The 20,510-nt window shown below is 67.8% G+C and carries 20 protein-coding genes; 5 read left to right on the top strand and 15 right to left on the bottom strand.

Annotated elements, in window-relative coordinates; genetic code table 11:
* The first annotated feature begins 225 nt into the window (after positions 1–225).
* Positions 226–699 carry a Cys-tRNA(Pro) deacylase gene (ybaK, locus tag OC534_RS15250; RefSeq protein ID WP_017355276.1) on the top strand — a complete coding sequence of 158 codons (474 nt, stop codon included), beginning with the start codon at positions 226–228 and terminating at the stop codon, positions 697–699.
* On the top strand, positions 696–1,205 hold the full coding sequence (locus OC534_RS15245; protein WP_262072096.1) for a hypothetical protein: 510 nt from the start codon (positions 696–698) through the stop codon (positions 1,203–1,205). The genes ybaK and OC534_RS15245 overlap by 4 nt, the downstream gene beginning before the upstream one ends.
* Positions 1,206–1,212: 7 nt before the next feature.
* Here OC534_RS15245 and OC534_RS15240 read toward each other — a convergent pair whose 3' ends face one another.
* From OC534_RS15240 to OC534_RS15215, 6 genes are all read right to left on the bottom strand, one after another.
* Positions 1,213–1,839 carry a TonB family protein gene (locus OC534_RS15240; protein WP_166472618.1) on the bottom strand — a complete coding sequence of 209 codons (627 nt, stop codon included), beginning with the start codon at positions 1,837–1,839 and terminating at the stop codon, positions 1,213–1,215.
* 86 nt (positions 1,840–1,925) lie between these two features.
* The gene (locus tag OC534_RS15235; RefSeq protein WP_017355279.1) at positions 1,926–2,483 is read right to left on the bottom strand and encodes a DUF3228 family protein; all 558 of its coding nucleotides are present in this window, start codon (positions 2,481–2,483) and stop codon (positions 1,926–1,928) included.
* A 48-nt stretch (positions 2,484–2,531) separates the two neighbouring features.
* Positions 2,532–3,266: a LytTR family DNA-binding domain-containing protein gene (locus tag OC534_RS15230; RefSeq protein WP_017355280.1), complete on the bottom strand. Its 735-nt coding sequence runs from the start codon at positions 3,264–3,266 to the stop codon at positions 2,532–2,534.
* Positions 3,263–4,324, bottom strand: coding sequence for a histidine kinase (locus OC534_RS15225; protein WP_262072095.1), 1,062 nt, complete (start codon positions 4,322–4,324; stop codon positions 3,263–3,265). Before OC534_RS15225 ends, OC534_RS15230 begins: the two co-directional genes overlap by 4 nt.
* A gap of 26 nt (positions 4,325–4,350) precedes the next feature.
* Positions 4,351–5,271 (bottom strand): alpha/beta hydrolase, encoded by a 921-nt coding sequence (locus OC534_RS15220; RefSeq protein WP_262072094.1) that lies wholly within the window; start codon positions 5,269–5,271, stop codon positions 4,351–4,353.
* Between the two features lie 122 nt (positions 5,272–5,393).
* Positions 5,394–6,284, bottom strand: coding sequence for a TIGR01777 family oxidoreductase (locus OC534_RS15215; protein ID WP_262072093.1), 891 nt, complete (start codon positions 6,282–6,284; stop codon positions 5,394–5,396).
* 123 nt (positions 6,285–6,407) lie between these two features.
* Here OC534_RS15215 and metF point away from each other — a divergent pair, with 123 nt between their 5' ends.
* Both metF and OC534_RS15205 read left to right on the top strand, forming a co-directional pair.
* Positions 6,408–7,235, top strand: coding sequence for a methylenetetrahydrofolate reductase [NAD(P)H] (gene metF / locus OC534_RS15210; RefSeq protein WP_017355284.1), 828 nt, complete (start codon positions 6,408–6,410; stop codon positions 7,233–7,235).
* 127 nt (positions 7,236–7,362) lie between these two features.
* Positions 7,363–7,860 carry a hypothetical protein gene (locus tag OC534_RS15205; RefSeq protein ID WP_262072092.1) on the top strand — a complete coding sequence of 166 codons (498 nt, stop codon included), beginning with the start codon at positions 7,363–7,365 and terminating at the stop codon, positions 7,858–7,860.
* On the opposite strand, the gene OC534_RS15200 is transcribed toward OC534_RS15205, so the two are convergent.
* The 3 genes from OC534_RS15200 to OC534_RS15190 form a co-directional block, all read right to left on the bottom strand.
* Positions 7,850–8,800 carry a Nudix family hydrolase gene (locus tag OC534_RS15200; RefSeq protein WP_153164899.1) on the bottom strand — a complete coding sequence of 317 codons (951 nt, stop codon included), beginning with the start codon at positions 8,798–8,800 and terminating at the stop codon, positions 7,850–7,852. The genes OC534_RS15205 and OC534_RS15200 overlap by 11 nt on opposite strands.
* A gap of 212 nt (positions 8,801–9,012) precedes the next feature.
* A complete protein-coding gene (gene secA, locus OC534_RS15195) occupies positions 9,013–11,745 on the bottom strand; it encodes a preprotein translocase subunit SecA (RefSeq protein WP_017355451.1) in 2,733 nt (910 codons plus the stop codon).
* A 158-nt stretch (positions 11,746–11,903) separates the two neighbouring features.
* On the bottom strand, positions 11,904–12,854 hold the full coding sequence (locus OC534_RS15190) for a M23 family metallopeptidase (RefSeq protein WP_017355450.1): 951 nt from the start codon (positions 12,852–12,854) through the stop codon (positions 11,904–11,906).
* A gap of 12 nt (positions 12,855–12,866) precedes the next feature.
* On the opposite strand from OC534_RS15190, the gene OC534_RS15185 reads away from it, so the two are divergent.
* Positions 12,867–13,310: a DUF721 domain-containing protein gene (locus tag OC534_RS15185; protein ID WP_026070670.1), complete on the top strand. Its 444-nt coding sequence runs from the start codon at positions 12,867–12,869 to the stop codon at positions 13,308–13,310.
* A gap of 282 nt (positions 13,311–13,592) precedes the next feature.
* Here the strand turns inward: OC534_RS15185 and lpxC are convergent, their stop codons facing one another.
* The 6 genes from lpxC to murC all read right to left on the bottom strand — a co-directional run bounded on the left by lpxC (position 13,593) and on the right by murC (position 20,505).
* On the bottom strand, positions 13,593–14,504 hold the full coding sequence (gene lpxC / locus OC534_RS15180; RefSeq protein ID WP_017355448.1) for a UDP-3-O-acyl-N-acetylglucosamine deacetylase: 912 nt from the start codon (positions 14,502–14,504) through the stop codon (positions 13,593–13,595).
* Between the two features lie 223 nt (positions 14,505–14,727).
* Complete coding sequence (gene ftsZ, locus OC534_RS15175; protein ID WP_017355447.1) at positions 14,728–15,957, bottom strand: cell division protein FtsZ; 1,230 nt, start codon at positions 15,955–15,957, stop codon at positions 14,728–14,730.
* Between the two features lie 168 nt (positions 15,958–16,125).
* Positions 16,126–17,361 carry a cell division protein FtsA gene (gene ftsA / locus OC534_RS15170; RefSeq protein WP_017355446.1) on the bottom strand — a complete coding sequence of 412 codons (1,236 nt, stop codon included), beginning with the start codon at positions 17,359–17,361 and terminating at the stop codon, positions 16,126–16,128.
* Complete coding sequence (locus tag OC534_RS15165) at positions 17,358–18,110, bottom strand: cell division protein FtsQ/DivIB (protein ID WP_017355445.1); 753 nt, start codon at positions 18,108–18,110, stop codon at positions 17,358–17,360. The genes ftsA and OC534_RS15165 overlap by 4 nt, the downstream gene beginning before the upstream one ends.
* Positions 18,107–19,072: a D-alanine--D-alanine ligase gene (locus OC534_RS15160; protein ID WP_136003675.1), complete on the bottom strand. Its 966-nt coding sequence runs from the start codon at positions 19,070–19,072 to the stop codon at positions 18,107–18,109. The genes OC534_RS15165 and OC534_RS15160 overlap by 4 nt, the downstream gene beginning before the upstream one ends.
* Positions 19,069–20,505, bottom strand: a complete 1,437-nt coding sequence (gene murC, locus OC534_RS15155; RefSeq protein ID WP_017355443.1) for a UDP-N-acetylmuramate--L-alanine ligase — start codon at positions 20,503–20,505, stop codon at positions 19,069–19,071. The genes OC534_RS15160 and murC overlap by 4 nt, the downstream gene beginning before the upstream one ends.
* Positions 20,506–20,510: the final 5 nt, after the last annotated feature.

Genomic DNA, 20,510 nt, shown 5'->3' with positions numbered 1-20,510 from the left:
TCACCTAGTTCTTGATGCGAAGGATCTTATAGACATGCGACGCATGTCAACATCCTCTATGTAGCTCTCGGCTAGAAAATGGTGTCCACATACCGTCAATATATTGACGCGCGAAGGCGGCAGCACGCGCTAACAATCAGCTGGCGGCGTAAAATGGAGAAGCTGATGAGGGCTCACGATACTCTGAGTCAAATCGGCGGATCTGCCCTGCGCTAGCATGTCTCCATGACCCCGGCCATCAACCTGCTCAAGAAGCTTGGCATCGCCCACCGCGTGCTGTCCTACACGCATGACCCCACGGCCGACTCCTACGGTGGCGAAGCGGTACAGCAGCTCGGGCTGGACCCCGCCCAGGTGTTCAAGACCCTGCTCGCCAGTACCGACACACACGAACTGCTGGTGGCGATCGTGCCTGTCAGCGGCACGCTCGATCTGAAGGCGCTGGCCGAGGCAGCCGGTTGCCGCAAGTGCGGGATGGCCAAGGTCGACGAGGCGCAGCGCGCCACTGGCTATCTGGTGGGCGGGATCAGCCCGCTGGGGCAGAAGAAGCGGCTGCGCAGCTTCGTGGACGCCAGCGCGGCGGCGCTGCCCACCGTGCACGTCAGCGCCGGACGCCGTGGACTGGAAGTGGCCCTGGCCCCGGCGGACCTGCTGCAGCTCACCCACGGCGCGTATGCACCGATCGGCAGATCGGCATGATCGGACGCCTGTTCGAGCGCCTGATGGGGGCGTCCCTGCCGACGCTGCAGGAAGGTCGCCCAGGCACTGCCCTGCTGCAGGCGCTGGGCAGTGGCGATTACGGCCGGTTGCGCACGGCGGCCGCCACCGTCGCCCTCACCCGCGATGCGGGTGTGCTGGACGACCTGGTTGCACAGTTGCCCTACGTGGAGGCCGCCCGGGCGCGCTACACCATAGACCCCAGGTGGATCCGCGAACACTACGAACTGGACTTCGTGCTGCGCAAGCTGCGCCACTGGCGTGACGGCAGTGGATGCCTGTGCCAGCTGTATCCGCACTGGATGCATTATCAGCCCGGCCGCGAAGTCGCCAGCGGCCACGTGCTGCCCCTCGCCACCGGCGTGGCCGACGGCGGCTGGGGCGATACGCTGGACGCCACCTGCACTGTATGCGGGCGGGGATGGCGCTGCACCGACCGCGAGTACCACGCGCCGTGGTGGGAATGGACCCCACGTCCACCTGCGTAGGCGGGCGCTACTCCAGGTTGTAGGTCACGGTACCGGGCATCACGCTCATGCCCGGCGCCGCGAGACCGGGCCGGGTCGGTTCGAACCGCCAGGGCGCCGTCTGCGCCACCGCCGCCTCATCGAGAACCTCATGGCCGCTGGACGTCGCCAGCACGGCCGCCCTCACCCGTCCGGTGCCATCGACAAGTGTTCTGAGCACGGTCCGGCCCTGCAGTCCATCGCGCTGCGCCTGCGCCGGATAGCGGAAGGACATGTTGTGCAGCCGGCCCCAGAACCGCTCTCCCGTCGGCAACAGCGGCTTGCCGGCAGGCAGTGCGCAGCGCGCCGGCAGCGTCGCCTCTGCTGCCAGCCCGACCTGCGGGTCCGGCTTCAGCGTCATTGCGCCCTTGCAGGCGATCTGTGCGATCGCCTCGAGCATGCGTTGCTGGCGTTCCAGGGCGGATGCCGTGTCCGCCTCGATGCGGATGACACACTGCCCGGCCTGCGGCTGCGCGACCAGGCGGTTCACCTGGGCGTCCTGGATGGGCGCCAGGTCCGTCAATCCGCCGCACGGGCCACTGCGGTTGACGCCGGCTGCCTGCACCGGCACGCACATCGCCACGGCCATTGCTCCCAGCGCGATCGCGCCCGTCATCCGTGCCTGCATTGTCTGCGCTCCCTGTCTGTGCCTGTCGCCATGATAGCCAGCCCGGCGACAGGCACTGCTTCACACCCGGCAGCTCATGGACGCCAGTTGGCATTGCAGTCCCAGAATGCCACCGCGCGTGCATAGGCCTCCCGGTCCAGCGGCACGCCCGAGCCGCCCTCTTCCACCCCCAGCGCATTGCGCATCATGGTGATCGGCGCCATCGGCACCTCCTCCGGCTCGGCGGTGTAGATGCAGCCGACGATGCCCCAGTCCGCGTCGATGGGCGACCCTTCCCTGGCCAGTTGCGCGGCGCTGTACAGGATCACCACCAGGTAGTTGGCGCGGGGCGATTCCACGCCCTCGAACCAGCGCACCAGCACCGGCAGTTCGTCGCGGTTGCGTGCCTCGTAGGCGCTGTGCAGCTGGTGGCGGTTGGCGTCGGTGATCGGCACCGTGAGACAGCGCGTACTGGTCCAGTTCTCGTACACATGCAGCTTGCAGAACGGCGCATAGCCGTCCAGCACCTTCAGTGGCGCATGCGCGTTGAGGTGCGCCTGGAACTGCTCGGCGCTGCAGTCCTGGATGGTGTTGGCCCGCGGCACGCGCGGGAACAGGCGGGGTCGGGCGAATTCGGTAAGGACGATGGACATGATGTGTTCGGCGGAGAAACTGCGCTTAGGTTAGCGCGACGCCCTCCCCTACAGTGCCATCCGCTCACGCAGTTCGCGCGCCTGCCGGCGCGATACCTCGACCTGGCTGCCGTCGTCGAGCACCAGATCGTAGCCATCGCCGATGCTGGGCTCCACCGCGCGGATGCGCCTCAGGTTGACCAGCGTAGTGCGATTGGCGCGGAAGAACAGCGCCGGGTCCATGCGTGCTTCCAGCGTGGTGAGGCTGCGCGCCAGCACGGCGTTCTGGTCGCGGAACCAGAGGCGCGCGTAGTTGCCGTCCACCACGATCCGGCGGATCTCGCCCAGGGCCACGAACCAGCAGCGCTCGCCGTCGCGCAGGAAGACCTGGTCGTCCACACCCAGCCGATCGCGGGGTGCGGCGGCCGCTGCATCGACACGCGCCAGCCGTGCCTGCGCCCGCGCCACGGCGGACTGCAGCCGCGTCGCGTCGACCGGTTTGACCAGGTAGTCCAGCGCATCACGCTCGAACGCCCGCACCGCGTAGTGGTCGTACGCGGTGACGAACACCACCAGAGGAAGGGCCTCGATGCCCTCCAGGACATCGAACCCGCTGCCGGTCGGCATCTGCACGTCCAGCAGCACCAGGTCCGGATGCAGCCGGGCGATCGCCTCGCGCGCGGCGGGTACGTCGTCCGCGTCGCCCACCCACTGCACGCCCTCGATCCCGGCCAGCAGCGTGCGCAGTTCCAGCCGCGCCAGCCGCGCATCGTCCACCACCAGCACCCGCAACGGCGCGGTCACTGCCGTACCTCCAGCTGCGCCAGCATGGCATCGCCCTCGCGCAGCAGCTGCAACCGCCCCTGTGCCGATGTTGCCTGGCCATCGCCAATGCCCAGCTGCGCACGCAGGTAGGCCAGGCCAACACCATGTCCTTCACCGGGCGGAGCGGTACCCACCGGGTTGCGTACCTGCAGGTGCAGCTGTCCAGCGACCAGGCGCGCGGCAATCTGCAGATCTCCACCGCCACAGGTCACCGCGATGCCGTGCTTGATCGCGTTTTCCACCAGCAGCTGCAGCGCCATCGGCGGCAGGCGCGCGGCCAGCGCCGCGGTCTCGATATCGACCCGCACGCGCAGACGCGCTTCGTAATGGATTGCCTCCACCGCCAGATAGTCCTGGACCACCCGCCATTCCTCCGCCAACGCGACCCACCCAGCGTCGGTGTGGGTCAGTGCGTGGCGCAAGGTGCCCGACAGGTGGGTCACCATGTCGCGCGCGCGCACCGGATCTTCATGGATCAACGCACGCAGGTTGTTGAGTGCATTGAAGACGAAATGGGGATTGAGCCGGGCGCGCAGTGCCTGGTGCTCCAGCGTGACCCGCTGGGCCTCTGCCCGCAGCTGCGCCATTTCGCTGTCGCGGGCGCGCAGCAGGGCACGACGACCGGCCCACAGCGCGCACCACGCCGCGAGCATCACCGCGCTGTTGAGCCAGTAGCCGAACAGCGCGAACGGCCGGTAATCGGCCCGCTGACCGGGCAGGCGTACCCAGTCCAGCTGCAGTGCAGGCAACAGCAGCAGGGCAGTGCCCACCTGGACCAGCGTGCTGCCGATCACCACTGCCAGCAGCAGGCGCCAGCCCAGGGCCAGCGCGTCGTGCTGCAGCCAGCCGACGCGCAGCGCATGGAACCGGATCGCCGCGCTGGCGAGGAACAGCCCCACGCCCACACTGGCCGAGATCAGCAGCATGCCCGACCACTGGCCGACATAGCCGATGCCGAGCATCGTGCTGACGGCCAGATAGGTCAGCCATACCGCCGCATTGCGCCACCAGAACGCGTTGTCGCCTGTTGCCTGCATGCCGGTCGAGCTCTCCGCGTGGGCGATCAGTGGCGTGCAGGCAGGTCGAGGAAGCGACGCACCTGTGCCTGCAGCCAGCGCGGATCATCCCACATCAGGAAGTGGTAGCCGTCGGCGCTCATCTCGATGCGCGCCGACGGCAGACGTGCGTACTGCCCGGCGAAGGTTGCACGGGTGGACGCGAGCGTGGCGCCGTACGGCTGGTAGGCCGCCCACGCACCGAGCACCAGCACCGGCGCGGTGATCGCGGCGATCGGCTCGCGCAGGTCGGTCATGCTCATTGAGTACATCGCATTGGCGGTGGTGGCCCGGTCGCTGTCGCGCCCCCACTGCTGCAGCGTGGCCAGGTGCTCGGGTGAGCGGGTCATGCTGGCCAGGAAGCGGTCGGTGCTGGCGCGGTACGCGGCGTCCTCGACCGCCATCAGGGTGCTGCGTTCCTGGGCGACGGCGGCTCTGCGCAGCGCCGGGGTCGCGGCCGGATCGCGGACGGCGTCAAGATAGGGCAAGGCATCGACGATCACCAATGGCCCGACCCGGTCCGGCGCCTCGATCGCCATCTGCAGGGCCACCACACCGCCCAGGCTGTGGCCGATCACCGCCGGATGCTCCAGCCGCTGTGCGGCGGCATAAGCCAGCAGCCGGTCGCGCATCGCCACGAGAAAGTCATCGCTGGCCACCGGCGGCGCTCCGGCAAAACCGGGCAGCTGCACCAGATGGCACTGCACCTGCGGCTGCAGTGCGGCGCAGGTATCGCGCCACACCTCGGCCCCACTGTTGAGGCCGGGGATCATCAGCACCGGGCGGCCGCTGCCGATCACCTCGACCTGCAGATCCTGGAAGCGCGCGGGCGCTGCGTGGACCGGGGGGGCCAGGACGGCCCACGCCGTCAGCGCGAGCGCGATCCACGGAGCGAGGGAGCGGAGGGGGCGGTGGCGTTCGGTCGACATGGCAGGCTCCTGCTGGGTGAGTACAGAGCGTGGCGCGGGTCGACGCGGGCGGGGGCGGTGAGATGAGCAGCGGCCGCAGACGGCGGGTGAGCGGTCGCGGGGGACCGATGACGCGGCACGGCTCAATCGTCCGGCGCACCCAGGATTGCCTTCAGTGCGCCTGCGAGCGACGGATGCTGGAAGGTGAAGCCCTCGGCCAGCGCATGCGCGGGCTGTACGTTCTGGCCGGTCAGCAGCAGGCCGGCCCGTTCGCCGAAGGCCAGCCGCAGCGCGAACGCCGGGGTGGTCAGCCGCGCGGGACGCTGCAGGACCTCGCCCAGCGTGGTGGCGAAGGTGCGGTTGGTGACCGTGCCCGGCGCGGTGCCGTTGTAGGCCCCCCGTGCCCGCCCGTTGGCGAGCAGCCACAGGATCATGCCGACCAGGTCCTCACGATGGATCCAGCTCATCCACTGCCGGCCATCGCCCATCGGGCCACCGAGCCCCATCCGGAACGGCGGCAGCATTTTCTCCAGCGCCCCGCCCTCGCGTTCGAGCACGATGCCGGTCCGCAGCACGCAGGTGCGCACTCCCAAGGCCTCGGCTTTCAACGCTTCGGCTTCCCACTGGCGACACAGCATCGCCGCGAAGTCGTGGCCCGGCGACGCGGTTTCGTCCAGCGGCGTACTGTCGCGCGGGCCGTACCAGCCGATCGCCGACCCCGACACCAGTACCTGCGGCCGCTCCGGCAGCGCCGCCATCCAGGCCAGCAATGCCTGTGTGGTGCCGATCCGGGAGTCATGCAGCGCCTGCTTGCGCGCCTCGCTCCAGCGTCCGTCCATCAGCGGCTCACCGGCAAGGTTGACCACCGCCTGGACCGGGCCGACCTCGGCCAGCGTGCCGACGCTGTGGATGCCCGGCTGCGGGGTGCGGCCGGGCCGGCGGGTCAGCACGATGGGCGTGTGACCGTCGGCCAGCAGCCGCGCGCAGAGGCGGCGGCCGATGAAGCCGGTGCCACCGGTAATGAGAATCTGCATGGCGGGTACTCCTGGACAGTGCCGCCACTGTAAGCGGGACCCTGTGCAAGGCGCATGGCGTTCACTTCACTTTCATCGCGATGAAGAGATATGATTGCATCACCCCCGTCGCCGCGCCCGCCCATGACTGCCATCAGCTTCGAGTTCTACCCGCCCAAGACCGACGAGCAGCGCGCCCAGCTCGACCGTACCGCGAGCAGGCTGAAGGCATTCGCGCCCGAGTACGTCTCGTGTACGTTCGGCGCCGGCGGCTCGACCCTCAGCTATACCTCCGAGACGGTGCGCCACCTCAACCAGCACCACGGCTTCGAGGCGGCCCCGCACCTGTCCTGCGTCGGCGGCAGCCGCGAGGAGATCCGCGAACTGCTCAAGCTGTACCGTGCCATCGGCTGCCGCCGCATCGTCGCACTGCGCGGTGATCTGCCGTCGGGCATGGGCCACCCCGGTGACCTGCGCTATGCCGCCGAGCTGATCAGCTTCATCCGCGCCGAGCATGGCGACGCGTTCCGCATCGAGGTCGGCGCCTACCCCGAGACGCACCCGCAGGCCAACGACGCGCTGCTGGACCTGAAGCACTTCAAGGCCAAGATCGATGCCGGCGCCGATGCGGCGATCACCCAGTACTTCTTCAATGCCGATGCCTACTTCCACTTCGTGGACGCGGTACGCAGGCTGGGGGTGAGCGTGCCGATCGTGCCGGGCATCATGCCGATCTCCAATTTCAGCCAGCTGCGCCGGTTCTCCGAACAGTGCGGCGCGGAAATCCCACGCTGGATCGGCAAGCGCATGCAGGCTTACGGCGATGACGCCGAGTCGGTGCGCGCCTTCGGTGCCGAGGTGGTCGCCAGCCTGTGCGAGCGGCTGGTGGCCGGCGGCGCGCCGGGCCTGCACTTCTACACCCTCAATCTGGCCAAACCCACCACCCAGGTGCTGAAACTGCTGCGCGGCTGAGCGACGGCGCTCAATCGCTTGCAGATAACGGCGCGGCCGCTACGCTGCAGCGATGCGAACGACCGTGCTCCTGCTGCTTGCGTGCCTGCCCTGCCTCCCCACGCCGGCCGGGGCACAGGCGTCGCGCGTGAACCGCTGCACCACCGCGCAGGGCGACACCGTGTTCACCGACCGCAGCTGCGATGCGCTGGGTGCCACCACACGAATGCCGGCGCGCGTGCCGCAGGTCGGCAACACCGGCATGTTCCGCGCCGGCTGCGCGCGGCGGCTGAGCGAACTGACCGGGCAGATCCGCGATGCGGTGAGCACCCGCGACGTCAACCGGCTGTCCTCGATCTACCTGTGGAACAACGTGTCCGACGCCACCGCCAACCACATCATCGGACGGCTGGAGACGGTGGTGCAGCGCCCCTTGATCGATATCGCGCCGGTGTATCCCGGTGCGGTGGACGAAGCGCCGGCCAGCCTCACGGTTCCCGGCAGCACCGACCCGCTGCCCGCGCCGGTCGCGCGCCCGCGCCCGATCGGCCTGCGCCTGGAGCAGACCCTGGCCAACTCGGTCACGCCGGCCCGCACGGTGTTCGGGCTACGGCGTCAGTACGGCTGTTTCTGGATCACACTGTAGGCCACAGGCTGCGGATGGCGGCGATGCCCTGGGCGCCGTGGCGACGCGACTCGGCGATATCGGCCGGGGCCAGGCCGCCGAGCGCGTACAGCGGCAGCGAGACCTGCGCCCGCAAGGCCTCGAAGGCCTCCCATCCCAATGGTGTCGCGCCAGGGTGGCTGGGGGTGGCCTGCACCGGCCCCAGCACCGCGAAGTCGCAGCCGAGCCGCTGTGCGGCCTGCAGCTGCGTCAGGTCGTGGCAGGAGGCTCCCACCAGCTGCCCGGCCGGCAGCGGGCGGGCGTCCAGCTGCAGGAGCTGCTCGCTGCCCAGGTGCACGCCCACCCCCAGCCGCCCGGCCAACGCGATGTCGCGGTTGAGCAGCCACTGCGCCCGGTTGCCGTGGGCCCGGATCGCCGCCTCGGCCAGCGCGGCCCGGGCGGGGCTGTCGGGGGTGCGCAGATGCACGCGGCGCACGCCGGCATCCAACGCTGCACCCAGCCGCTGCAGCCAGTGCGGATGGTCGTGCTCGCCAGCGGGTTCCGGGGTGACCAGATAGCGGTCGGGATGGCGCAGGGCGGCCACCACAGGCAGGTCGGCCGGGGGCATCGAGTACCGCGACAGCTTGTCCGGGGTCACCCAGGTGATGGCCTGGCCTTCACGGCCGCGCGGGGAGCCCTTCCAACTGCGGATATGCCGCACTTCCAGCCGCAGATGCTTGTCCGGATAGACCTGCGGGACATCCATCAGCCACGCGCCGACCTCGGCCTCGATGCCCAGCTCTTCGCGGAGCTCGCGGACCAGCGCCTGCTCGGAGGTCTCGCCCGGCTCGCGCTTGCCGCCAGGGAACTCCCACAGGCCGGCCATATCGCTGTTCTCGGTACGGCGGTTGAGCAGGATGCGGCCACGGACGTCGGTGATGACGCCGGCCACGACATGGATCGATCGTTTGGGGGAAGGCATACAGGCAGGATGCCCAATCCCGGCCGGCTGGCGCAATGGCTGCCGACCGCATGGATGGCCAGGGCTGGTGGCGCACGGTCAGACGCGCGCGAGGCGGTCATCCCGGCAGGCGTGGGACGCCAACGCGTCCACAGGGCGCCACTGGCCTGGACACGCGGGGGAAAAACGCCACCCCAAAAAAAAGCCCCGCTCGAGGCGGGGCTTCGTGTGCATCAGGTCAGCTGACCGTGGCAATGCTTGAACTTCTTGCCACTGCCGCACGGGCACGGGTCGTTGCGGCCGACCTTGGGCTCTTCGCGGGTGACCTGGCCCACGCCGTTGCGCGCCGCCTCCACCTCCGCCGCCTCTTCGTCGGCGCTGTAGCCGCCGGCGTCCTGGTGCTGGAACTGCGACTGCAGCAGACGCGCTTCGGCCTGCTGGCGTTCGGCCGCTTCCAGCGCCGCCACTTCTTCTTCGCTGCGGATGCGCACGCGCGCCAGCAGGGTCACCACTTCGCGCTTGACGTTCTCCAGCATGTCCGAGAACAGCTCGAAGGCTTCCTTCTTGTACTCCTGCTTGGGCTGCTTCTGCGCGTAACCGCGCAGGTAGATGCCCTGGCGCAGGTAGTCCATGCGGGCCAGGTGTTCCTTCCAGCTCTGGTCGAGCACGGTCAGCATCACGTGCTTTTCCAGCGCGCGCATGGTCTCGTCGCCGACACCGGCTTCCTTCTCGGCGAAGTGCTGGTCCACACGGGCCTGCACCTTCTCGGCGATGCCCTCGGCGTCCAGCTCCTCGTGCGACTTGACCAGGTCGGTCAGCGACATCTGCAGCCCCAGGTCGGCGGCCAGCGTAGCCTCCAGACCCGGCAGGTCCCACTGTTCGTCGATCGAATTCGGCGGCACGAAGCGGGCGACGATGTCGTAGATCACGTCGCCGCGGATGCCGTCCACATTGTCCTTCACCGACTCGGCATCGAGCAGCTCGTCGCGCTGGGCGTAGATCACCTTGCGCTGGTCGTTGTTGACGTCGTCGAAGTCGAGCAGGTTCTTGCGGATGTCGAAGTTGTGCGCTTCGACCTTGCGCTGCGCCTTCTCGATCTGGCGGCTGACCAGACGATCTTCGATGACGTCGTCTTCCTTCATGCCCATCATGCGCATCGCCTTCTGGACCCAGTCCGAGGCGAAGATGCGCATCAGGTTGTCTTCCAGCGACAGGTAGAAGCGCGAGGAACCCGGGTCGCCCTGGCGGCCCGAACGGCCACGCAGCTGGTTGTCGATACGACGCGATTCATGGCGCTCGGTGCCCACGATGTGCAGGCCACCGGCAGCCTTGACCTGGTCGTGGCGCTCCTGCCAGGCGGCCTTGACCTGGGCGCGCTGCTCGGGCGTGGCTTCTTCGCCCAGCTCATGCAGCTGCGCTTCCAGCGACCCGCCCAGCACGATGTCGGTACCGCGACCGGCCATGTTGGTGGCGATGGTCACCGCACCGGGCATGCCGGCATTGGCAATGATGGTGGCTTCGCGGTCGTGCTGCTTGGCGTTGAGCACTTCGTGGTGCACGCCGGCCTTGCGCAGGTGCTCGGAGAGCATCTCCGAGGTTTCGATCGAGGTGGTGCCCACCAGCACCGGCTGGCCCCGCTTGTTGCAGTCCTGGATGTCGGCCAGCACCGCATTGAACTTGCCGTTGCGGTTGAGGAACACCTGGTCGGGCGCATCCTTGCGGATGGTCGGACGGTTGGTCGGAATGACCACCACTTCCAGGTTGTAGATGCTCTGGAATTCGTAGGCTTCGGTATCGGCCGTACCGGTCATGCCGGACAGCTTCTTGTACATGCGGAACAGGTTCTGGAAGGTGATGCTCGCCAGGGTCTGGTTCTCACGCTGGACCGGCACGCCTTCCTTCGCTTCCACCGCCTGGTGCAGGCCATCGGACCAGCGGCGGCCGGCCAGGGTGCGGCCGGTGAATTCGTCCACGATGACCACTTCACCGTCGCGCACGATGTAATCGACGTCGCGCTGGTAGATCGCATGCGCGCGCAGGGCGGCATTGAGGTGGTGCACCACGGTCAGGTTCTGCGCGGCGTACAGGCCTTCGGTCTCGGCGTTGAGGATGCCCGCCTCGACCAGCAGCTGCTCGGCGTGCTCCATGCCCGCTTCGGACAGGTGCACCTGCTTGCCCTTCTCGTCGACCCAGAAGTCACCCTCGCCGTCCTCCGCTTCCTGCTTGATCAGGTGCGGCACGACGCGGTTGACGCGGATGTACAGCTCCGGGGAGTCGTCGGCCGGGCCGGAGATGATCAGCGGGGTACGGGCTTCGTCGATCAGGATCGAGTCGACCTCGTCGACGATCGCATAGTGCAGGCCGCGCTGGTAGCGGTCCGCGCGCGACAGCGCCATGTTGTCGCGCAGGTAGTCAAAGCCGAATTCGTTGTTGGTGCCGTAGGTGATGTCGCTGCCGTAGGCCTCGCGCTTGTCGCTGTGCGGCATGCCCGGGTAGACCACGCCCACGCTCAGGCCCAGCCAGTTGTACAGCTTGCCCATCTGGGCCGAGTCGCGGCGGGCCAGGTAGTCATTGACGGTCACCACGTGAACGCCCTTGCCTTCCAGCGCATTGAGGTAGACCGGCAGGGTCGCCACCAGGGTTTTGCCTTCACCGGTGCGCATTTCGGCAATCTTGCCCAGGTGCAGCACCATGCCGCCGATCAGCTGCACGTCGTAGTGGCGCATGCCGAGCACGCGGCGGCTGGCCTCGCGGCAGACTGCGAACGCTTCCGGGAGGACCTTGTCCAAGGCTTCACCGTCGGCGATGCGCTGCTTGAATTCCGGCGTCTTGGCCTTGAGCTGCTCGTCGGAGAGCTTTTCGATGTCCGGCTCCAACGCATTGATCTTGGCGACGATGCGGTTGAGCTGGCGCAGCTGTCGTTCATTACGACTGCCGAAGACGCGGGTAAGCAGGCTGTTGATCATTGAAGGAACCGGTTGGAATGAGACGCCCCAACGGCGAGGCTCCCCACGGGGAGCCATCGGCCGCAAACGAAACAGGGCGCACTGCGCCCTGTCTATGGCAACACCCATTGTAGCTTGGGACGGGGGGCGTACGTTTCAAGCACCCCCGCCCAAGTGGATCAGCCGCGCGAAACGCGCCCGACCGGGGTATTGCCGCCATCGCCCAGGAACTTGCGGGGATTGACCACCTGCCCGTTTTCCCAGACCTCGAAGTGCACGTGGGCACCGGTGGAACGGCCCGTGGAACCGGCCTTGGCCACTTCCTGACCGGCCCGGACCAGATCGCCGGGCTTCACCACCAGGCGCGAATTATGCGCGTAGCGGGTCACATAGCCATTGCCGTGGTCCACGTCGACCACGTTGCCGTAACCGCCCTTGACCCCGGCGAAGCTGACCACGCCGTCGGCCACGGACATCACCGGATCGCCAACGCGGGCGTGGAAATCCATGCCCTTGTGGGTGGCCGCACCGCGACCGAACGGATCGCTGCGGGTACCGAAATTGGAGGTGATGTAGGTGTTGCGGATCGGCATGCGACCCGGAACGGCGTTCTGTTCGAGCTGGTGGTCGAACATCAGCGACTCCATCACCGACAGCTGGCGGCCTGAAGCAGCGAAGCGCTGCTCCAGCACCTGTAAGTCGGCATTGACCGCGCTGACCGGGATGTCCTGGGTCGGGCCGGCTTCACCTTCACCGAGGCCGGGGGTCTCGTTGAAGTCGAATTCGCCGTCTTCCAGTTTGCCCATCTGGGTCAGTCGTTCGCCCAGGGCGTTGAGACGGGTGGCCTGCGCCTGCAGTTCGCCCATCCGCGCTGCCAGCGCGTTGACCTGGGTCTGGGCGTCTTTCCGGGCCTGTGCCAGCTCGCGCTCCTGCTGGGCGACCTTGGCGTGGAGGCGGGAATCATTGAACATGCTGCCACCAATACCGGCACCAAAGCCGATCAGGCAGCCCACCCCCAGTACACTGCCCAGCAGGGCCCGGGGTCGATCCTCGAAGTAGAAACGCAAACGCGCCAGCGGCGTCTTGGCCTGTCCTTCACGCGTTTTGATTACGATCTTTTTGAATGCCATCAGTGAGTTTTCATGTCTGAGCCGAAATCCAGTGCCCGTCCTGCTTCAACACCGAAACCGGCGCTGGATGCAGTCATGGCGGACAAATCCGGAAACCCGTTGCGCCGAGCCTTGTGGCTCGATGCGCTGGACCGGCAGTTGCGCCCCCATTTGCCGCCCACCCTGGCCACCCGTTGCCGGCTGGCGAATGTGAACGGCGAACACCTCGTTTTTCTCGTCGAGTCCCCGGTCTGGCATGCCAAGGTGCGGCTTGCCGAAGCCCAGCTCATCGACGCGGCCCGGTCCATCGGGCTGAAAGTCACCAAGGTGACCGTCAAGACTGCGTCTGCCCCTCCACCGCGCTCCCCAGCGCTCGACAACCGGAATGGCCCCCACGCAGTTTCAGCCGCCACGCACAAAGGGCTACGCGACGCCTTGGCTTGTCTGCACGACGTGGATTCGTCCTCCACCTCCTGACTGCATCGGGGCATCCAGCCCCTTCCCCGCCGCGTCACGAGCATGTGAACTTGGCAGGGAGCCGGCCAGCATCGTAGCGGTGGATGGTCGCCCAGTCGTTAGCGTTTTGTTAGAAACGCGTTAAACATCGACGATAAATTGATCGGGTTCACAAATCCGTGACGTAGGCACCCCCACGGTTCATTCACGTCAACGCCAGCGCGGGCGTCCGGTCCGGATACGCGAACGGCGCCATCGGCGCCGTCGTTTTTTCTTTCATTTCAATGACTTGCAAAAACCATCTTACGCGTAGGCGGGCATTCCATACGCCACCGGGGCCGGAGCGGCCGGCGATTCGTAGCTCACCCACTCCCACGCCGAGGCATCGGCCAGCAGCGCGCGCACCAGCTTGTTGTTCAGGGCATGCCCCGACTTGAACCCTTCATAGGCGCCCAGGACCTGGCCACCGGCCAGGTAGAGATCGCCGATCGCATCGAGAATCTTGTGGCGCACGAACTCGTCGGCGTAGCGCAGGCCGTCATCGTTGAGCACGCGGAACTCGTCCAGCACGATGGCGTTGTCCATCGAGCCACCCAGGCCGAGATTGCGCTCGCGCATGTACTCCAGGTCGCGCATGAAACCGAACGTGCGCGCGCGGGAGATTTCCTTGGTGTAGGCCAGGGTCGAGAACTCGATCTCCGCGCGCGACTGCTTGGCGGGAATCATCGGGTGGTCGAACTGGATGGTGAAGCCAAGCTTGTAGCCTTCATACGGTTCGAACCGGGCGACCTTGTCGCCGTCGGTCACTTCAACCGTCTTGAGGATGCGGATGAACCGCTTCGGCGCGTCCTGTTCGGCGATGCCCGCCGACTGCAGCAGGAACACGAAGGGGCCGGAAGAACCGTCCATGATCGGCAGTTCGGCCGAGGACAGCTCCACGATGATGTTGTCCACACCCAGGCCGGCCAGGGCCGACATCAGGTGTTCGACGGTCTGGATCTTGGCGTCGTGATGGGTCAGGCCGGTGCACAGGGTCACTTCGGTGACCAGATCGGCACGGGCGGGGACTTCCACCACCGGGTCCAGGTCCACGCGACGGAACACGATGCCGTGATTGACCGGGGCCGGACGCAGGGTCATGTAGACCTTGTCGCCACTGTGAAGGCCAACGCCGGTGGCGCGGATCGTGTTCTTGAGGGTGCGTTGCGGAATCATGGGGCCAGGCCGGATAGCGCGCAGTCAGCGCGACAAGTGACAAACAAGAATAACACGCAGTACCGCCACCCCTTTCTGAACCGGGGTGCATCGATACCACCGCCGAGGGGCCATGACACAGGGTCGTGGCGACGGGGCGGCAGACTGCCGGGCCGATCCTGGCCCGGCAGCATGGGACATGGAGGCGCTCACCGGGGAGGACAAGACCCCGGGTGGGCGTTCCTCAGTCCGCCTGGCGGCGCAGGAACGCCGGGATGTCCAGGTAATCGTTCGGCAGCTCGGCCGCGGCCGGGCCCGAGGAGGAGGACGACGACGACGGCGCCACGGTATCCGCGCTCGGACGACGCAGGCCCAGACCCATGCCACCCACCGCCTTGGACACGGCATCGCCACCGGTGTCGAACTCGCCGAACTCCGGCTGGCCGGTGGTGGCGTTGCGGACCAGCTTGATCGGCGCGCGTTCGCCCGGACGCTGGGTCTTGGCGCTGACAACACGGTTCAGGCCGGTGGCCACCACGGTCACGCGGACTTCGTCCTGCATGTCCGGATCGAGCACGGTACCCACCACCACGGTGGCGTCTTCGGACGCGAAGCCATCGATGGTGCGGCCGATCTCGTCGAACTCGGCCATCGTGAAGTCGGCACCGGCGGTGATGTTGACCAGGATGCCGTTGGCGCCGGCCAGGTTCACATCGTCCAGCAGCGGGTTCTGGATGGCGGCTTCAGCAGCGGCCTGGGCGCGGTCATCGCCACGCGCGGTGCCCGTGCCCATCATCGCCAGACCCATTTCCGACATCACGGTGCGCACGTCGGCGAAGTCGACGTTGATCAGGCCCGGACGCACGATCAGGTCGGCGATGCCCTGCACGGCGCCCTGCAGCACGTCGTTGGCGGCACGGAAGGCCTGGATCATGGTGGCATTGCGGCCCAGCACGGTGATCAGCTTTTCGTTCGGAATGGTGATCAGCGAGTCGCAGTGCTGGCTCAGCTCCTCGATGCCCTTCAGCGCGACCTGCATGCGGCGACGGCCTTCGAACGGGAACGGCTTGGTGACCACGGCGACGGTCAGGATGCCCATCTCCTTGGCCAGCTGTGCCACCACCGGTGCGGCACCGGTGCCGGTACCGCCGCCCATGCCGGCGGTGATGAACACCATGTCCGCACCCTGCAGGGCGTCCATGATGCGCTCGCGGTCTTCCAGCGCGGCCTGGCGGCCGACTTCCGGGTTCGCGCCGGCGCCCAGGCCCTTGGTGACGTTGGTGCCCAGCTGCAGCTGCAGCTTGGCGCCGCAGTTCTTGATGGCCTGCGAATCGGTGTTGGCGGTGATGAACTCCACGCCGTCCACGCTGGTGCTCACCATGTGCGCCACGGCGTTGCCGCCGCCGCCGCCCACGCCGATCACCTTGATCACCGCATTGGGTGCCATCTTTTCAATCAGTTCGAAATGCGCCATGTCCGTGTCCTCGTTGTATCCGCTTCTGGGTGGCATGGGCGTCCAGGCGTCCTGCCTTCGCGCTGCATGTTGCCGTTGCGGCTGTGTGGGTTGTGTGTTGCTGTTTGAAGCGCCGGCCAAGGCCGGTGTTGAACCAGCCGACCAACAGTCGGCTGTACCGCGGGGGCGTCAGAACTCGCCCCGGAACCAGGTTTTGAGTTTCTTGAACATGCTGCCCGCGCGCCCGGTGGGCAGCGACGGACGGCGCGGGTGTTCGATCTGGCTGCCCATCAGCAGCAGGCCCACGCCGGTGGCGTGCACCGGGTTGCCCACCACTTCGCCGAGCCCGGTGACATGCTGCGGGATGCCCACGCGGACCGGCATCTGCAGCATTTCCTCGGCCAGTTCGACCACGCCTTCCATCTTCGAGGCACCGCCGGTGAGCACCATGCCGGCGCGCACCAGTTCCTCGAATCCGGAGCGACGCAGTTCGGCCTGCACCATCTCGAAGATTTCCTCGTAGCGACCCTGCACCGCCTGCGCGAGCGCATGGCGCGGCATCCGGCGCGGCGGACGATCGCCGACGCTGGGCACCTGGATGCTTTCCTCGGCGGTGGCCAGCTGGGCCAGGGCACACGCATAGCGCACCTTGATCTGCTCCGCTTCCGGGGTCGGCGTGCGCAGCATATGCGCGATGTCGTTGGTGACGTGGTCGCCGGCGATCGGCAGCGAGGCGGTGTGGCAGATGGCGCCCTGCACGAACACGGCCAGATCGGTGGTGCCGGCGCCCATGTCGACCAGCACCACGCCCAGCTCACGCTCGTCGGCGGTCAGCACCGCCACGCTGGAGGCCAATGAGGACAGCACCAGGTCGTCGACCTGCAGGCCGCAGCGCTGCACGCACTTGGAGATGTTGGCCGCGGCCGACTGCGCGCACACCACCAGGTGCGCATGTACTTCCAGGCGCACGCCGGTCATGCCGACCGGGTTGCGGATGCCTTCCTGCGAATCGTCCAGGACGTACTCGCGCGGGATGGCATGCAGGATCTTCTGGTCGGCCGGGATCGCCACGGCCTTGGCCGCATCGAGCACGCGGTCCAGGTCGCCCCAGGTCACTTCGCCATCGCGGATCGGCACGATGCCGGGCGAGTTCTTGCACTGCACGTGGTTGCCCGAGATCGAGGCATACACCGAACGGATCTCGCAGCCCGCCATCAGCTCGGCCTCTTCGACCGCACGCTGGATCGACTGAACGGTGGACTCGATATCCACCACCACGCCGCGCTTGAGGCCGCGCGATTCGTGCGAACCGATGCCGATGACCTCGATCGGATTGCCCGGCGAGTACTCGCCGACCAGCGCCACCACCTTGGAGGTGCCGATGTCCAAGCCGACGATCAGCGATTTGTCACCCTTGCGATTCATGTCCTGTCCTGCGTCCTGTGCGCCACATTGGCCGGTGCGGCCGGCGCGGCCGGGGCCGGGGTGCCCCAGCTCAGCGTGAAACCATTGGTATATCGGAGGTCGGCGCGTTCGATCGGCGCCTGCTGGCTGGCCAGCTGCGGCAGCACGCGCACGAAGCGCTGCAGGCGCGAGCGCGCATCGTCGCGGCCGACCACCACTTCGGTGCCGTTGCTCAGCAGCAGCGACCAGCTGCCGCGCGCGTCCATCGTGACCCGCTTGACGTCCACCCCGGCCGGCGCGAACAGCGCGCGCGCATCGTTGTAGAGCGCCACCACTTCAGCGGTCTGGGTGTCCGGGCCATCCAGGTCGGGCAGCTCGACGTCCTGCAGCTTGCGCGGCGTGGCGAACAGCTTGCCCTGCTCGGACAGCAGCCGGTCCTTGCCCCAGTGCGCAAAGGGCTTGTGTTCGACCAGGCGGATTTCCAGCACGTCCGGCCACTGCTTGCGAACCTGCGCGCTTTCCACCCACGGCAGGCCTTCGATCGCGTCCTGGGCGTCCTGCAGCTTGACCGCGAAGAAGCCGGCCCTGGCATAGGGCAGGACCACCTGCTGCAGCTGTTCGGCCGGCACGCGCTTGAATTCACCGTGCACCCGCAGTTTCGCCAGCGGCCAGCGCTCGGCGCCGACCCAGCCGTTGAGCACCGCCACCACGGGCAGCGCCACCAGCGACAGGGCCAGCAACCAGACGAAGATGCGCAGCACGGCGTTCATGCGGAGCGCACCTCCACGGTCTGCTCCAGCACGCGCCAGACCAGTTCCTCGAAGTCGATGCCGGCCTGACGGGCTGCCTTCGGCACCAGCGAGTGGCTGGTCATGCCCGGGGCGGTATTGACCTCGAGCAGGTAGAAGCGGCCGCTGCTGCGATCGCGCATCACGTCGACACGGCCCCAGCCGCTGCAGCCGGCGGCGCGGAACGCCGCCAGTGCGATGCGCCGGATCTCGATCTCGTCCTCACCCTCCAGACCCGGGCACAGGTACTGGGTGTCTTCGGCGATGTACTTGGCGTTGTAGTCGTACCACTGGCCCTTGGGCACGATGCGGATCGACGGCAGCGCGACATCACCGAGGATGGCCACGGTCAGCTCATCGCCGACCACCATCTGCTCCATCAGCAGCTGGCCGTCGTAGCGCACGGCCAGCGCCACGGCCTCGTCCAGGCCCGATTCCTCGGTGACCCGGCTGATGCCCACGCTGGAGCCTTCATTGGCCGGCTTGACCACCACCGGCAGACCGAGCTCGCGCGCGGCCGCATGCACATCGGCACCGGTGCCGATCGACACGAAGCGCGGGGTCGGCAGGCCGTGTGCCAGCCACACCTGCTTGGTGCGGATCTTGTCCATGCTCAGCGCCGAGCCGAGCACGTCCGAGCCGGTGTACGGCACGGCGAAGGCCTCCATCAGCCCCTGCACGATGCCGTCTTCGCCCCCGCCGTTGTGGCCGTGGAGAATGTTGAACACACGGTCGAAGCGGCGCTCGGCCAGGGCCTGGGCCAGCGCCGGAATGCCGTCCACGGCGGTCGCATCGACACCACGGGCGCGCAGCGCCTCGATCACGTTGCGGCCGGAATCGAGCGATACCTCGCGCTCGCTGGAGCTGCCGCCGAGCAGCACCGCGACGCGGCCGAAGGCGGCCGGGTCGGTGATGCGCAGCGAGGGAAACACGAATGCGCTCATTCGGCCGGTGCCTCCTGGAAACCGTCCACCGCGATGTGCTGGGCCACGTAGCCGATGTCGCCGGCGCCCATCATCAGCAGCAGGTCGCCGTCCTGCAGCACGTCAGGCAGCACGTGCGCCAGCTCTGCCGCCTGGCCGACCACGACCGGCTCGCTGCGGCCGCGCGCACGGATCGCACGGGCCAGCGAGCGCGAATCGGCGCCGGGGATCGGCGCCTCGCCGGCCGGGTAGACCTCGCTCAGCACGAGCGCGTCCACTTCGGACAGCACCGCGGCGAAGGCGTCGAACTGATCGCGGGTACGGCTGTAACGGTGCGGCTGGAACGCCACCACCAGGCGCTGGGTCGGCCAGCCGCCACGGGCGGCGGCAAATACCGCAGCCAGCTCGCGCGGGTGGTGGCCGTAGTCGTCGATCACGCGCACCTTGGCGCCGGTGCGGGTGGTGACGATGCCCAGGTCGTTGAAGCGACGGCCGATGCCGGCGAAGCCTTCCAGTGCACGCGCGATGGCCTCCGGGGCGACACCGAGCTGCCAGCCGACCGCAGCGGCGGCCAGCGCGTTGAGCACGTTATGCCTGCCCGGCAGCGCCAGCGTCACCGGGTGGCTGCTGCCCTCCGGCAGGCGCAGGGTGAAGCGCATGCGCGGGCCGTCCTGGACCACGTCCTCGGCGCGCACGTCGGCGGTGCCGCTCATGCCATAGCTCATGACATGGCGCGGGGTCTGTGCGGCCAGGGCGGCCACTTCCGGATCGTCGATGCACAGCACCGCCAGCCCGTAGAACGGCAGGCGCTGCAGGAACTCGGCAAAGGCGGCCTGGACCCGCGAGAAGTCGTTGCCGTAGTTCTCCAGATGGTCCGCGTCGATGTTGGTGATCACCGACACCAGCGGGTTCAGGCGCAGGAAGCTGCCATCGCTTTCGTCGGCCTCGGCCACCAGCCACTGCCCGCTGCCAAGCTTGGCATTGGCGCCGGCAGCCAGCAGCTGGCCGCCGATCACGAAGGTCGGGTCCAGCCCGCCCTCGCTCAGCACCGCCGCGGTCAGGCTGGTGGTGGTGGTCTTGCCGTGGGTACCGGCGACGGCGATGCCACGACGGAACCGCATCAGTTCGGCCAGCATGGCCGCGCGCGGCATGATCGGAATGCGCTGGCTGCGCGCTTCCATCAGTTCCGGGTTGTCCTCGCGGATCGCGCTGGAGACCACCACGCAGTCGGTGCCGAGCACGTTGGCGGCGGAATGGCCGCGCATCACGCGCGCGCCCAGGCCGGCCAAGCGGCGGGTGGCGGCGTTGTCGGCGTTGTCCGAGCCGGACACTTCATAGCCCAGGGTCAGCATCACTTCGGCGATGCCGCTCATGCCGGTGCCGCCAATGCCAACGAAGTGCACGCGCGGGAAGGCGCGTACCAGGTCGTTGGTGTCGTGCAGGCGGCGGATCATGCGCG

The organism is Stenotrophomonas sp. Marseille-Q5258 (assembly GCF_946900935.1).
Classification (GTDB): domain Bacteria; phylum Pseudomonadota; class Gammaproteobacteria; order Xanthomonadales; family Xanthomonadaceae; genus Stenotrophomonas; species Stenotrophomonas nematodicola.
Note: the sequence above shows the minus strand (reverse complement) of the source record. Positions and strands in the feature narration are given on the sequence as shown.